At 70.7% G+C, this 13627-nt stretch carries 13 protein-coding genes; 11 read left to right on the forward strand and 2 right to left on the reverse strand.

Features of this window, described 5'->3' with window-relative positions; translation table 11 throughout:
- Position 1: 1 nt before the first annotated feature.
- Positions 2 to 1657 carry a hypothetical protein gene (locus OG897_RS13865; RefSeq protein WP_266656199.1) on the reverse strand — a complete coding sequence of 552 codons (1656 nt, stop codon included), beginning with the start codon at positions 1655 to 1657 and terminating at the stop codon, positions 2 to 4.
- Positions 1658 to 1865: 208 nt separating this feature from the next.
- On the reverse strand, positions 1866 to 4070 hold the full coding sequence (locus OG897_RS13870; RefSeq protein ID WP_266656201.1) for an elongation factor G-like protein EF-G2: 2205 nt from the start codon (positions 4068 to 4070) through the stop codon (positions 1866 to 1868).
- 362 nt (positions 4071 to 4432) lie between these two features.
- Here OG897_RS13870 and pgsA point away from each other — a divergent pair, with 362 nt between their 5' ends.
- The 11 genes from pgsA to yajC all read left to right on the forward strand — a co-directional run bounded on the left by pgsA (position 4433) and on the right by yajC (position 13527).
- Entirely contained in the window at positions 4433 to 5089 is a 657-nt protein-coding gene (gene pgsA / locus OG897_RS13875; protein ID WP_266656203.1) for a phosphatidylinositol phosphate synthase, read from the forward strand.
- Positions 5086 to 6033, forward strand: coding sequence for a phosphatidylinositol mannoside acyltransferase (locus OG897_RS13880; RefSeq protein ID WP_266656205.1), 948 nt, complete (start codon positions 5086 to 5088; stop codon positions 6031 to 6033). Before pgsA ends, OG897_RS13880 begins: the two co-directional genes overlap by 4 nt.
- Entirely contained in the window at positions 6030 to 7196 is a 1167-nt protein-coding gene (locus OG897_RS13885) for a glycosyltransferase family 4 protein (RefSeq protein ID WP_266656207.1), read from the forward strand. Before OG897_RS13880 ends, OG897_RS13885 begins: the two co-directional genes overlap by 4 nt.
- A gap of 94 nt (positions 7197 to 7290) precedes the next feature.
- Positions 7291 to 7833, forward strand: coding sequence for a hypothetical protein (locus OG897_RS13890; RefSeq protein WP_266656209.1), 543 nt, complete (start codon positions 7291 to 7293; stop codon positions 7831 to 7833).
- 253 nt (positions 7834 to 8086) lie between these two features.
- On the forward strand, positions 8087 to 8995 hold the full coding sequence (gene pdxS, locus OG897_RS13895; protein ID WP_189827381.1) for a pyridoxal 5'-phosphate synthase lyase subunit PdxS: 909 nt from the start codon (positions 8087 to 8089) through the stop codon (positions 8993 to 8995).
- Between the two features lie 5 nt (positions 8996 to 9000).
- Positions 9001 to 9594 (forward strand): pyridoxal 5'-phosphate synthase glutaminase subunit PdxT, encoded by a 594-nt coding sequence (gene pdxT / locus OG897_RS13900; RefSeq protein WP_266656212.1) that lies wholly within the window; start codon positions 9001 to 9003, stop codon positions 9592 to 9594.
- A gap of 62 nt (positions 9595 to 9656) precedes the next feature.
- A complete protein-coding gene (locus tag OG897_RS13905; protein ID WP_266656214.1) occupies positions 9657 to 10412 on the forward strand; it encodes a YebC/PmpR family DNA-binding transcriptional regulator in 756 nt (251 codons plus the stop codon).
- Positions 10413 to 10563: 151 nt separating this feature from the next.
- Positions 10564 to 11133: a crossover junction endodeoxyribonuclease RuvC gene (gene ruvC / locus OG897_RS13910; protein ID WP_266656216.1), complete on the forward strand. Its 570-nt coding sequence runs from the start codon at positions 10564 to 10566 to the stop codon at positions 11131 to 11133.
- On the forward strand, positions 11130 to 11759 hold the full coding sequence (gene ruvA / locus OG897_RS13915) for a Holliday junction branch migration protein RuvA (protein ID WP_266656218.1): 630 nt from the start codon (positions 11130 to 11132) through the stop codon (positions 11757 to 11759). The genes ruvC and ruvA overlap by 4 nt, the downstream gene beginning before the upstream one ends.
- A 46-nt stretch (positions 11760 to 11805) precedes the next feature.
- Positions 11806 to 12882, forward strand: coding sequence for a Holliday junction branch migration DNA helicase RuvB (gene ruvB / locus OG897_RS13920; RefSeq protein ID WP_266656220.1), 1077 nt, complete (start codon positions 11806 to 11808; stop codon positions 12880 to 12882).
- Positions 12883 to 13050: 168 nt separating this feature from the next.
- The gene (yajC, locus tag OG897_RS13925) at positions 13051 to 13527 is read left to right on the forward strand and encodes a preprotein translocase subunit YajC (protein ID WP_266656222.1); all 477 of its coding nucleotides are present in this window, start codon (positions 13051 to 13053) and stop codon (positions 13525 to 13527) included.
- The last annotated feature ends 100 nt before the right edge of the window (positions 13528 to 13627 follow it).

The raw sequence follows: 13627 nt of genomic DNA on the forward strand, positions 1-13627 counted from the left end.
CCTACGCGTCGTACAGGTCCGCCTTGCGCGGTGACGGGTCCTGGACCAGGCCGCTGAGCATCGAGGAACGGCCGCTGAAGCGTTCGGTGGCGACTCCGTGGTCCTCCAGGACCTTGATCGCGGCTGTGTGCACGACACGCAGTACCGGAGTCGCCGCGCGCATGGCGTCGTCGGCCATGAAGCGGTGCCGCCAGGGCTTCTCCGCCCAGACGTGCCGCAGGCCGAACGGCTCGGGCAGGGAGAGCTTGCCGCCGAGGAAGTCCAGGACGTTCGGGAACCAGGTGAACGGGGCGCGGACGCTGAGACGCACCACCTCGTTGGTGTCCATCAGCGGCAGTTCGCGGGTCTTGGTCTCCCAGAACCTCACCGTCTTGCTGACGGTGACCGTCTTCGGCGACGGCTTCGACGTGAACAGGGAGTGCACCGGCCCCAGTGCGTGACCGGTGACCTCGATGCGCAGCGTCTCGTGCAGCACGGTCACCGTGATGAGCATGGTGATGACCAACTGGCCGTCCCACAGGGTGAACTGGACGCCCAGGTAGTGCCGGTTGCCGGCGCCGAACTGCTGCTCGTTGCAGATCCGCTGTATCTCGTGCGTCTTGATCTGGTACGCCTCGACGTCGGTGCCCTCGGGGCGGCTGACGGAGCCCGCGTTCTCGCCGACCGGGGCGACGATCCAGTGCTTGACGGAGGGCGGCGGGAAGCCGCCGGTGTGCAGCGGGCCGCGCTCCAGCATGCGGAGCTGGTCGTGGATGGCCCGGATCACGTCCCAGCTGCGGAAGCCGTGGATCTCCTTGGCGGGGTCCGCGCGCTCCAGCTCCTCGGCGAGCTGCCAGCTGCCCCAGCGGGTGCCCATGCCGAGTATGCCCTTGGGGCCCGCGTAGAAGACCGAGTTGGACTGCTGCTCGGCGGTGAGGCGGGCGAGGCCCTGGCGGAGCTCTTCGGCGTTGCTCTGGCCGGGGTCCTGGGGGACCGCCTCGGGGATCTTGGGACCGATGCCGCCGCCGGAGAGGAGCGCGGACCAGTGCTCGCGCAGGTCCTTGCCGGTGGATTCGCAGATCTGCTTGGCCCAGAGCCAGCCGATGACGGGTGCGATGACCATGGCGCGCAGGTAGATGCCGAGGATTCCGGTGAAGGGCAGTTTGATCAGGAAGATCACGACGAGACCGCCCACGGCGACCAGGAGGGCGGTGCCGAGCGCGCCGGACTTCTTGTCCTTGGCACCCGCGATGGTGCGGCGGAGCTGGAAGACGGCGAGCCAGAGCAGCAGCCCCGGCAGGAACAGCAGGCCGAAGACGACCATGACGATCGTCAGTCTGGTGTCCCGGGCCTTGCGGATGTTGATGGCGGCGAGGCAGTGCTCGACGACGGTCTGCGGCTCCGTGCCGAAGGACTGGACGAGTGCGCCGCGGGCGCCGCCGAGCATGCGGACCCGGACGGCACGGGCGAATGCCTCGCCGAGATTGGGCTCGAAGAGGGAGAGCTTGCCCTTCTTCACCTCGGACTTGTGCCAGTCGCTGTTCGCGTCGAGGAGTACGGTCACCGGGCTGTCCCGGTACGCGGCCGAGGCGAGCGCGTTGGTCGCCGCGGTCTGTCCTGCCGCACCGTGGAGCGGTACCTGTGCACCGGGTGAGAAGTCGAATCCCGAGTCCGCCACTGCCGCCCCCATTGACCGTCCGCGTCCGCGGAGCCCTGTGCTCTCCGCGTCGTTGCCGCACTGCGGCGTTGTTCCCAACGACCGCGCCCCGCACACCTTCTGAGCTGGGGTCACAGCGTATCGACGTGAGGTCCTCTTCGTCATGGGAGCGCGGAATGCCGCCCGCCGCAAGGGAATTGAGGGGGCGGCATTGCCGCATATCGGTCAACTAGCCGCCGTTTTGCTCCCGTTCGCGGAATTTGCCCGCGAGCTGGGGTGGCATGGGTTCGTGCCGTGCGTACGTTCGGTGGAAGCGGCCGGTGCCGTGCGAGACGGACCGCAGGTCGACGGCGTACCGGCCGATCTCGATCTCGGGGACCTCGGCCCGGACCAGGGTGCGGCCGTGGCCCGCCTGTTCGGTGCCGACGACGCGGCCGCGCCTGCCGGAGAGGTCGCTCATGACGGGCCCCACGTAGTCGTCGGGGACCAGGACGGTGACGGCGGCGACGGGTTCGAGGAGGTCGATGCGGGCGTCGGCGGCCGCTTCCCTGAGCGCGAGGGCGCCCGCCGTCTGGAAGGCGGCGTCGGAGGAGTCCACCGAGTGGGCCTTGCCGTCCCGCAGCGTGATCCGTACGTCGACCAGGGGGTATCCGGTGGCGAGGCCCCGGGCGGCCTGGGCGCGTACGCCCTTCTCGACGGAGGGGATGAACTGGCGTGGCACCGCGCCGCCGACCACCTTGTCGACGAATTCGATGCCCGTGCCGGGCGGCAGCGGCTCCACGTCGATCTCGCAGATGGCGTACTGGCCGTGGCCGCCGGACTGTTTGACGTGCCGTCCGCGTCCGGCGGTCCGTTCGCCGAAGGTCTCGCGCAGCGACACTTTGTGGTCGACGGCGTCGACCTGGACCCCGTACCGGGAACGCAGCCGTTCCAGGGCGACGTCGCGGTGCGCCTCGCCCAGGCACCACAGGACGAGCTGGCGGGTGGCCTGGTTCTGCTCCAGGCGCATGGTCGGGTCCTCGGCGACGAGCCGGGCGAGTCCTTGGGAGAGCTTGTCCTCGTCGGCCTTGCTGTGGGCCTGGATGGCGAGCGGGAGGAGCGGGTCGGGCATCTGCCACGGCTCCATGAGCAGCGGGTTGTCCCGGGCGGAGAGGGTGTCGCCGGTTTCGGCGCGGGTGAGTTTCGCCACGCAGGCGAGGTCGCCCGCGACGCAGTGGGAGAGGGTGCGCTGCTGTTTGCCGAAGGGTGAGGAGAGGGCGCCGACCCGCTCGTCGACATCGTGGTCCTCGTGGCCCCGGTCGGCGAGGCCGTGCCCGGAGACGTGGATGGTCTCGTCGGGGCGCAGGGTGCCGGAGAAGACGCGGACGAGGGAGATCCGGCCGACGTAGGGGTCGGAGGCGGTCTTGACCACCTCGGCGACGAGCGGGCCCGCCGGGTCGCAGGTCAGCGGGGGTGCGGGCGTGCCCTGGGGGGTGGTGACGGCGGGCAGTTCGTGTTCGGCGGGGGTCGGGAAGCCGCCGGTGATCAGCTCCAGGATCTCGACCGTGCCCAGGCCCTGGCGGCTGCCCTCAGGGGCGGGCGCGGCGGCGAGCACGGGGTGGAACGTGCCCCGGGCGACGCCCCGTTCGAGGTCGTCGACGAGGGTCTTGAGGTCGATGTCCTCGCCGTCGAGGTAGCGGTCCATCAGGGACTCGTCCTCGCTCTCGGCGATGATGCCCTCGATGAGCCGGTCGCGGGCCGCCTGGATGCGGGGGAGTTGGGCGGGGTCGGGTTCGAGTTCCTTGCGTTCGCCGGAGGAGTAGTCGTAGATCTTCTGCGAGAGCAGGCCGAGGAGTCCGGCCACGGGGGCGTGCCCGTCGGGCCCGTGGTCCCCGTACAGCGGGAGGTAGAGCGGGAGTACGGCGTCCGGGTCGTCGCCCCCGAAGGCGGAGGCGCAGAAGTCGGTCATCGACTCGAAGTTGGCGCGGGCGGCCTCCAGATGGGTCACCACGATGGCGCGCGGCATGCCGACGGCGGCGCACTCCTCCCACACCATGCGGGTCGCGCCGTCGACGCCGTCGGAGGCGGAGACGACGAAGAGGGCCGCGTCCGCGGCGCGCAGACCGGCCCTCAGCTCCCCGACGAAGTCGGCGTATCCGGGTGTGTCGAGGAGGTTGATCTTGATGCCGTCCCATGCGACGGGGACGAGGGAGAGTTGTACGGAGCGTTGCTGGCGGTGCTCGATCTCGTCGTGGTCGGAGACGGTGGTCCCGTCCTCGACGCGGCCCGCCCGGTTCACTGCCCCCGCGGCGAGCGCGAGGGCCTCCACCAGGGTGGTCTTGCCCGATCCGCTGTGGCCGACCAGCACCACGTTCCGTACGGATGCGGGGTGGTCGGCCCCTGGAGCCCTGCCGGCGGCTCCGGGATGTGCGCTCGCGCGTGTCTTGTCGCCCATGGTTTCCGGCCTCCCGAGGAAAGGTGCACGGTGAGGAGAAGGGCGCGGGACATGAGGAGCCGCAGCGGCGTGGCGGCACCGGTGACGCCCGCGGTCATTCGAGCTTTCCACTCCCGTCACTGTGCGTCCATACCCCGGTCCGGTGTGTGTTGGGGGGCGGTGTGCGGGTGCGGGTGTGTGGGGGGCTGGGATTACTGCCGGGGGCGCTGCCCCCGGACCCCCGCGCCTCAAACGCCGGCGGGGCTGCTTCCTGTGGCGCGCCCTCGGACGGGTGCCCGGCGGTGGGGTGGGGAGGTCGTGGCTACGATGGGCCAGCCGGTGGCCATAGGGGCCGCTCGGCGATCCGACCCCTCGGGAAGGCCATGCTGAACAAGTACGCGCGTGCATTCTTCACGCGTGTCCTCACACCGTTTGCCGCATTTCTGCTCCGCCGCGGAGTCAGTCCGGATGCGGTCACCCTCATCGGTACTGCCGGGGTGATGGCGGGTGCGCTGGTCTTCTTCCCCCGCGGGGAGTTCTTCTGGGGCACCATCGTCATCACCCTCTTCGTCTTCTCCGACCTCGTCGACGGCAACATGGCCCGGCAGGCGGGGGTGTCCAGCAGGTGGGGCGCGTTCCTCGACTCGACGCTGGACCGGGTGGCCGACGCGGGCATCTTCGGCGGGCTCGCGCTCTGGTACGCGGGCGACGGCAACGACAACGTGCTGTGCGCGGTGTCCATCTTCTGCCTGGCGAGCGGCCAGGTCGTCTCGTACACCAAGGCCCGTGGTGAGGCGATCGGACTGCCGGTCGCCGTGAACGGGCTCGTCGAGCGGGCGGAGCGGCTGGTCATCACGCTGGTCGCGGCCGGTGTCGCGGGGCTGCACACGTTCGGGCTGCCGGGTGTGGAGATCCTGCTGCCGATCGCGTTGTGGGTCGTCGCGGTGGGTTCCCTGGTGACGCTGGGGCAACGGGTGGTGACGGTACGCCGGGAGTCCGCCGAGGCGGACGCGGCGACGGGGAACGGGGCCGCGTCATGAGCAAGCCTTCCGAAAGCGCGGAGGAAGAGCGTCCGTCGGTCAAGGACCGACTGGTCGACGGGTTGTACGGGCTCGGCTGGGCCGGAGTGAAGAAACTCCCCGAACCCGTCGTCGTGAAGCTCGGCCGCACCATCGCCGACCAGGTGTGGAAGCGGCGCGGCAAGAGCGTGCTGCGCCTGGAGTCCAACCTCGCCCGGGTGGTCCCGGACGCGAGCCCGGCCAGGCTGCGGGCCCTGTCCAAGGCGGGCATGCGCTCGTACATGCGGTACTGGATGGAGTCCTTCCGGCTGCCCTCGTGGACGCCGGAACGTATCGCCGCCGATGTCCGCATCGCCGACAACCACCGGATAACCGAGGCGCTGGAGAGCGGCCGGGGCGTGGTGCTCGCCCTGCCGCACATGGGGAACTGGGACCTGGCCGGGGTGTGGGTGACCAGCTGCCTGGGGCACCCGTTCACGACCGTGGCCGAGCGGCTGAAGCCGGAGTCCCTGTACGACCGGTTCGTCGCGTACCGCGAGAGTCTCGGCATGGAGGTCCTCCCGCACACGGGCGGCTCCGCCTTCGGGACCCTGGCGCGCAGGCTGCGGGGCGGCGGCCTGGTCTGTCTGGTCGCGGACCGGGACCTGTCCGCTTCGGGCGTGGAGGTCAAGTACTTCGGCGAGAGCGCCAAGATGCCCGCCGGGCCCGCGATCCTGGCACAGCAGACGGGGGCGCTGCTGCTGCCGGTGACGCTGTGGTACGACGGTCCGAAGATGATGCGGGGGCGCATTCATCCGCCCGTCGACGTGCCCGAGACAGGTACGCGCGGGGAGAAGACGTCCGCGATGACACAGGCGCTGGCCGATGCCTTCGCCACCGGGATCGCCGAGCATCCGGAGGACTGGCACATGCTGCAGAGGCTGTGGACCGCGGATCTGGAGCCCCGGCGGGAGGGCCAGGAGTGAAGGTCGGGATCGTCTGCCCGTACTCCTGGGACGTGCCGGGCGGCGTCCAGTTCCACATCCGGGACCTCGCCGAGCACCTGATCGGGCTCGGGCACGAGGTGTCGGTGCTGGCTCCGGCGGACGACGACACGCCGCTGCCGGAGTACGTGGTCTCGGCGGGGCGTGCGGTTCCGGTTCCGTACAACGGGTCGGTGGCCAGGCTGAGCTTCGGATTCCTGTCGGCGGCGCGGGTGCGCAAGTGGCTGCACGACGGGGCCTTCGACGTGGTGCACATCCACGAGCCCGCCGCTCCGTCGCTCGGGCTGCTGACCTGCTGGGCGGCGCAGGGGCCGATCGTCGCGACGTTCCACACCTCGACGGCGCGGTCGCGGGTCATGCTGGCGGCGTACCCGATCCTCCAGCCGGCGCTGGAGAAGATCAGCGCGCGGATCGCGGTGAGCGAGTACGCGCGGCGGACGCTGGTGGAGCACCTGGGCGGTGACGCGGTCACCATTCCCAACGGGGTGGATGTCGACTTCTTCGCGAAGGCGGAGCCCAAGGAGGAGTGGCAGGGCGAGACGCTCGGGTTCATCGGGCGGATCGACGAGCCGCGCAAGGGGCTGCCCGTGCTGATGAGGGCGCTGCCGAAGATCCTGGCCGAGCGGCCAGGGACGAGGCTGCTGGTCGCGGGGCGCGGCGACGAGAAGGAGGCCGTGGCGTCCCTGCCGGAGGAGATGCGCTCCCGGGTGGAGTTCCTCGGCATGGTCAGCGACGAGGACAAGGCGCGGCTGCTGCGCAGCGTTGATGTGTACGTGGCGCCCAACACGGGTGGCGAGAGCTTCGGGATCATCCTCGTCGAGGCGATGTCGGCCGGTGCGCCGGTGCTGGCGAGCGATCTGGACGCCTTCGCGCAGGTGCTGGACCAGGGGGCGGCGGGTGACCTGTTCGCCAACGAGGACGCGGACGCGCTGGCGGAGGCCGCGGTGCGGCTGCTGGGGGACGCGGGGCGTCGGGCCGGGCTGAGCGAGCGGGGGGCGGCGCACGTGCGGCGCTTCGACTGGTCGACGGTGGCAGCGGACATCCTCTCGGTCTACGAGACGGTCACGGACGGCGCGAACGCGGTGGCGGCGGCGGACGACGAGAAGCCCGGCAGGCGGGGACGGCTGAGGCTGGCGCGGGACTGAGCGGACCGGGCCCGGGGCCGGGCCTTCACCCCGGAGGAGGGGCGAGGGGCCGCCGTTCCGGAGGAAGCCTCCATCGCCGGTAGCCTTCTGAGCCGTGACCACCCTCATCTGGATCGTCGTCGCCCTGTTCGCGATCGGCCTCTACCTCAGCTGGACCGCCGGCCGCCTCGACCGCCTGCACACCCGCATCGACGCCTCCCGCGCCGCCCTCGACGCGCAGTTGCTGCGGCGGGCGTCCGTGGCGCAGGAACTGGCGACCTCCGGGGTGCTGGACCCCGCGTCGTCGATCGTGCTCTACCAGGCGGCGCACGACGCCCGGCAGGCCGAGGAGGAGCAGCGGGAGGTCGCCGAGAGCGAGCTCAGCCAGGCGCTGCGGGCCGTGTTCGGGGAGCCGGAGCAGGTGGAGGCGCTGAAGCTGGCTCCGGGCGGGGAGGAGGCTGCCGGGGAACTGGCGGCTGCCGTGCGCCGGGTGCCGATGGCACGGCGGTTCCACAACGATTCGGTACGGGCCGCCCGCGCGCTGCGCAGGCACCGCAAGGTGCGCTGGTTCCGGCTGGCGGGGCACGCCCCGTTCCCGATGGCCTTCGAGATGGACGACGAGGCTCCGGTGGCCCTGGCGGACCGGCCAGGGACGTAACGCCGCACTGCTCGGTCCCGCGCACTGCTCGGTCCCGCGCACCGCTCGGCCCCGCGTCCCGACCGGCTCCGCGCCCCGCCCGGCTTCGCCTCGTATCCACTCCGTACGGCGAAAACGATCCACCGGCTGTCCATTGGCCCTTGCAGTGGACTGGTCGCAGGGCGTTTCCTCGGCGGTGCGGGGCAGTGCGCGCCATGCCGTGCGCGCTCGCACCGCACATACGCCCGTCTTTCGTCATCGAGCGAGGTCGAACATGTCCAGCACCCCCACCCCCCAGTCCCCGGCCACCGGCACCGACCGCGTCAAGCGCGGCATGGCCGAGCAGCTCAAGGGCGGCGTGATCATGGACGTCGTCAACGCCGAGCAGGCGAAGATCGCCGAGGACGCGGGCGCCGTCGCCGTCATGGCGCTGGAGCGGGTGCCCGCCGACATCCGCAAGGACGGCGGAGTGGCCCGGATGTCCGACCCCAACATGATCGAAGAGATCATCGAGGCCGTCTCCATCCCGGTCATGGCGAAGTCCCGCATCGGCCACTTCGTCGAGGCCCAGGTCCTCCAGTCGCTCGGTGTCGACTACATCGACGAGTCCGAGGTCCTCACCCCGGCCGACGAGGTCAACCACTCCGACAAGTGGGCGTTCACCACCCCCTTCGTCTGTGGTGCCACCAACCTGGGCGAGGCCCTGCGCCGCATCGCCGAGGGCGCAGCCATGATCCGCTCCAAGGGCGAGGCCGGTACGGGCAACGTCGTCGAGGCGGTCCGTCACCTGCGCCAGATCAAGAACGAGATCGCCAAGCTGCGCGGCTTCGACAACAACGAGCTGTTCGCCGCCGCCAAGGAGCTCCGCGCCCCGTACGAGCTGGTCAAGGAGGTCGCCGAGCTCGGCAAGCTCCCGGTCGTGCTGTTCTCCGCCGGTGGCGTCGCCACCCCCGCCGACGCGGCGCTGATGCGCCAGCTCGGTGCCGAGGGCGTCTTCGTCGGCTCCGGCATCTTCAAGTCCGGCGACCCGGCCAAGCGTGCCGCCGCCATCGTCCGCGCCACTACCTTCTTCGACGACCCGAAGATCATCGCGGACGCCTCCCGCAACCTGGGCGAGGCCATGGTCGGCATCAACTGCGACACCCTCCCCGAGTCCGAGCGCTACGCCAACCGGGGCTGGTAACCCGTATGAAGGCCAACCCCGTTGTCGGCGTCCTGGCTCTCCAGGGCGACGTACGGGAGCACTTGATCGCCCTGGCCGTGGCCGACGCCACGGCCAGGGAGGTCAGGCGTCCCGAAGAGCTCGCCGAGGTCGACGGGCTGGTGATCCCGGGCGGCGAGTCCACCACCATCTCCAAGCTGGCCACCCTCTTCGGCCTGCTGGAGCCGCTGCGCGAGCGCATCGCCGACGGCATGCCGGTGTACGGAACCTGCGCCGGGATGATCCTCCTCGCCGACAAGGTCCTCGACCCGCGCTCCGGCCAGGAGACCCTCGGCGGCATCGACATGATCGTCCGCCGCAACGCCTTCGGACGGCAGAACGAGTCCTTCGAGTCGACCGTCGACGTCACCGGAATCGAGGGCGGCCCCGTCGAGGGCGTCTTCATTCGCGCGCCGTGGGTGGAGTCGATCGGGGTCGACGTCGAGGTGCTCGCGGAGCACGGCGGTCACATCGTCGCCGTACGGCAGAAAAACGCTCTCGCGACGTCCTTCCACCCGGAACTCACCGGCGATCACCGGGTGCACGCGATGTTCGTGGAGATGGTGCGCACCGCCGGCTGACTCGCTCCCGGTAGGATCTCTGCCGAACGCAGCAGAATTGGTTACGCGAAGGAGACAGGCAGATGTCCGGCCACTCTAAATGGGCTACGACGAAGCACAAGAAGGCCGTGATTGACGCCAAGCGCGGCAAGCTCTTCGCGAAGCTGATCAAGAACATCGAAGTCGCGGCCCGCACGGGCGGCATCGACCCCGAGGGCAATCCCACGCTGGTCGACGCCATCCAGAAGGCGAAGAAGAGCTCCGTCCCCAACAAGAACATCGACTCCGCGGTCAAGCGCGGCGGCGGTCTTGAGGCGGGCGGCGCCGACTACGAGACGATCATGTACGAGGGTTACGGCCCGAACGGTGTCGCGGTGCTCATCGAGTGCCTCACCGACAACCGCAACCGTGCCGCCTCCGACGTGCGCGTCGCCATGACCCGCAACGGCGGCTCGATGGCCGACCCGGGTTCCGTCTCGTACCTCTTCAACCGCAAGGGCGTCGTCATCGTCCCCAAGGGCGAGCTCTCCGAGGACGACGTGCTGGGCGCGGTGCTCGACGCGGGTGCCGAAGAGGTCAACGACCTCGGCGACACCTTCGAGGTGATCAGCGAGGCCACCGACCTGGTCGCGGTACGCACCGCGCTCCAGGAGGCGGGCATCGACTACGACTCCGCCGACGCCAACTTCGTGCCGACCATGCAGGTCGAGCTGGAGGAAGAGGGCGCACGCAAGATCTTCAAGCTGATCGACGCGCTGGAGGACAGCGACGACGTGCAGAACGTCTTCGCCAACTTCGACGTCAGCGACAAGGTCATGGCCGCGCTCGACGAAGAGTAGTCAGCAGGTCAGCACAGCGGTCAGCAGTCACGGTGCGAACGACGGGCCGACGGGGAAGTCCCCGTCGGCCCGTCGCGTTGCCGGGACCTGATTGTCAGTGCGAGCCGATAGCCTGCACAAACAGGCGAACGAAGGCGGAGGAGGGGGCGCGGTGCGGGTACTGGGCGTGGACCCGGGGCTGACCCGGTGCGGTGTCGGCGTGGTCGAGGGAGTGGCCGGACGGCCGCTGACCATGTGCGGGGTGGGTGTCGTCCGGACGCCCGCCGACGCCGAGTTGGGCCTGCGCCTGGTCGCCATCGAGCAGGGCATCGAGCAGTGGCTCGACGACTACCGCCCCGAAGTCGTCGCCGTGGAAAGGGTGTTCAGCCAGCACAACGTGGCGACGGTAATGGGCACCGCCCAGGCCAGCGCGGTCGCCATGCTGTGCGCGTCCCGGCGCGGCATCCCGGTCGCCCTGCACACCCCCAGCGAGGTCAAGGCCGCCGTCAGCGGCAGCGGCCGGGCCGACAAGGCGCAGGTCGGGGCGATGGTGACCCGGCTGCTGCGGCTCGACGCCCCGCCGAAACCCGCCGACGCGGCCGACGCCCTCGCCCTCGCCATCTGCCACATCTGGCGGGCCCCCGCGCAGAACCGGCTCCAGCAGGCCGTCGCCGCGCACACCTCCCGTACCGCTCCCGTTCGTCCAGCTCAGAGAGCAGCTCAGAAAGGCCGCACCTCATGATCGCCTTCGTCAGTGGCCCGGTGGCCGCCCTCGCCCCCACCACCGCGGTGATCGAGGTCGGTGGCATCGGCATGGCCGTCCAGTGCACGCCGAACACGCTGTCCACGCTCCGCATGGGCCAGAACGCCAAGCTCGCCACCTCCCTCGTCGTACGGGAGGACTCGCTCACGCTGTACGGCTTCGCGGACGACGACGAGCGCCAGGTCTTCGAGCTCCTCCAGACCGCCAGCGGCGTCGGCCCCCGTCTCGCCCAGGCCATGCTCGCCGTGCACAGCCCCGACGCGCTGCGCCTCGCGGTGTCCACGGGCGACGAGAAGGCGCTGACCGCCGTCCCCGGCATCGGCAAGAAGGGCGCGCAGAAGCTCCTCCTCGAACTGAAGGACCGGCTCGGCGCCCCGCTGGGCACGGGCGCACAACTCGGCACCCAGCGCGTCGCCTCAGGCCCCGCCCCCTGGACCGAGCAGCTGAACGCCGCGCTCATCGGTCTCGGCTACGCCTCCCGCGAGGCCGAGGAAGCAGTCGCGGCCGTCACCCCGCAGGCCGAGGCCGCGCTCGCCGGGGGCACCCAGCCGCCCGTGCCGCAGTTGCTGCGGGCCGCCCTCCAGACCCTCAACCGCACCCGCTGACCCGGCAACACCCGACGCGCCCACAGCCGACCCGAGAGATCCGCACATGAACTGGGACGAGACCGGACCCGACACCGCCGCCGACCCGAGGCTGGTCGACTCCTCCGCCGACGGCGAGGACCAGGCGGTCGAGGCCGCGCTGCGCCCCAAGGACCTGGACGAGTTCGTCGGCCAGGAGAAGGTCCGCGAGCAGCTCGACCTGGTGCTCCGGGCCGCCCGCGCCCGAGGTGCCACCGCCGACCACGTGCTCCTCTCCGGCGCTCCCGGCCTCGGCAAGACCACCCTCTCCATGATCATTGCCGCTGAGATGGGCGCCCCGATCCGCATCACCAGCGGCCCGGCCATCCAGCACGCGGGCGACCTCGCCGCGATCCTCTCCTCCCTCCAGGAGGGCGAGGTCCTCTTCCTCGACGAGATCCACCGGATGTCCCGCCCCGCCGAGGAAATGCTGTACATGGCGATGGAGGACTTCCGCGTCGACGTCATCGTCGGCAAGGGCCCCGGCGCCACCGCCATCCCGCTCGAACTGCCGCCCTTCACCCTGGTCGGCGCGACCACCCGGGCCGGACTCCTGCCGCCGCCGCTGCGCGACCGCTTCGGCTTCACCGGGCACATGGAGTTCTACGAGCCCGCCGAGCTGGAGCGCGTCATCCACCGCTCCGCCCGCCTCCTCGACGTCGAGATCGGCGCCGACGGGGCCGCCGAGATCGCCGGCCGCTCCCGGGGCACCCCCCGCATCGCCAACCGGCTGCTGCGCCGGGTCCGCGACTACGCCCAGGTCAAGACCGACGGCTCGATCATCGACAAGGACGTCGCGAACGCCGCCCTCAAGGTGTACGAGGTGGACCCGCGCGGCCTGGACCGCCTCGACCGGGCCGTCCTCGGGGCGCTCCTCAAGCTCTTCGGCGGCGGACCCGTCGGCCTCTCCACCCTCGCCGTCGCCGTGGGGGAGGAGCGCGAGACCGTCGAGGAGGTCGCCGAGCCCTTCCTCGTACGAGAAGGTCTTCTGGCCAGAACACCGCGCGGACGGGTCGCCACTCCCGCCGCGTGGGCCCACCTGGGGCTCGTGCCGCCCCAGCAGGGCACCGCTCAAGGCGGACAACCGGGTCTGTTCGGGGCGTGACGGTGTGGAGGCTCGCCGGGTCAGGAACCTCGGTGCGATGCTGGGCGTTGTTCCATTGACGCGGACTCGCTTAGACTCCGCCGATGCCGACCTTCCGTGCCGGCATGCCCACCCCCGTATATAAGAGGCCGCCTTTTCGCCGCGGCCGTGCGAAGGAAGTTCCGTCCCGTGAGTCTCGTGACCCTCCTCCCTTTCATCGTGCTCATCGGGGCCATGTTCCTGATGACCCGGTCCGCCAAGAAGAAGCAGCAGGCCGCTGCGCAGATGCGCAACGAAATGCAGCCCGGCACCGGCGTGCGCACCATCGGCGGCATGTACGCCACGGTCAAGGAGGTGCATGACGACACGGTGCTTCTTGAGGTCGCCCCGGGCGTCCACGCCGTTTACGCGAAGAACTCCATCGGTGCGGTCCTCTCCGACGAGGAGTACAACCGCATCGTGCACGGCGAGGACGCCGCCGAGCTCGACTCCGACACCCCCGTCGTCCCGGACGACGCCTCGTCGCTGACCGGCTCGGACGACGACGCGGACGCGCCGCGCATCGACCTCGGCAAGAAGCCCGAGGCCGCCGACGGCGAAGCCGCAGCGGACGCCGGCGTCGAGCCGAAGGACAAGAAGGCCGACGGCGAGGGCGACGCGAAGTAGCCACCTCCGCGGACTGCGGCGCAGCCCACCGGCAGCGCTGCGGTCCGCGGATCGTGCATACCTCTGCGGGGGCAGGCCCCCACAACACTTCGTGGCCGCA

It is taken from the genome of Streptomyces sp. NBC_00237 (genome assembly GCF_026342435.1).
Classification (GTDB): domain Bacteria; phylum Actinomycetota; class Actinomycetes; order Streptomycetales; family Streptomycetaceae; genus Streptomyces.

Excerpts from the sequence above, each read along its gene's own strand:
- OG897_RS13870 (WP_266656201.1), bottom strand. The coding sequence starts at position 4,070 with ATGGGCGACAAGACACGCGCGAGCGCACATCCCGGAGCCGCCGGCAGG.
- pgsA (WP_266656203.1), top strand. The coding sequence starts at position 4,433 with ATGCTGAACAAGTACGCGCGTGCATTCTTCACGCGTGTCCTCACACCG.
- OG897_RS13880 (WP_266656205.1), top strand. The coding sequence starts at position 5,086 with ATGAGCAAGCCTTCCGAAAGCGCGGAGGAAGAGCGTCCGTCGGTCAAG.
- pdxS (WP_189827381.1), top strand. The coding sequence starts at position 8,087 with ATGTCCAGCACCCCCACCCCCCAGTCCCCGGCCACCGGCACCGACCGC.
- pdxT (WP_266656212.1), top strand. The coding sequence starts at position 9,001 with ATGAAGGCCAACCCCGTTGTCGGCGTCCTGGCTCTCCAGGGCGACGTA.
- OG897_RS13905 (WP_266656214.1), top strand. The coding sequence starts at position 9,657 with ATGTCCGGCCACTCTAAATGGGCTACGACGAAGCACAAGAAGGCCGTG.
- ruvA (WP_266656218.1), top strand. The coding sequence starts at position 11,130 with ATGATCGCCTTCGTCAGTGGCCCGGTGGCCGCCCTCGCCCCCACCACC.
- ruvB (WP_266656220.1), top strand. The coding sequence starts at position 11,806 with ATGAACTGGGACGAGACCGGACCCGACACCGCCGCCGACCCGAGGCTG.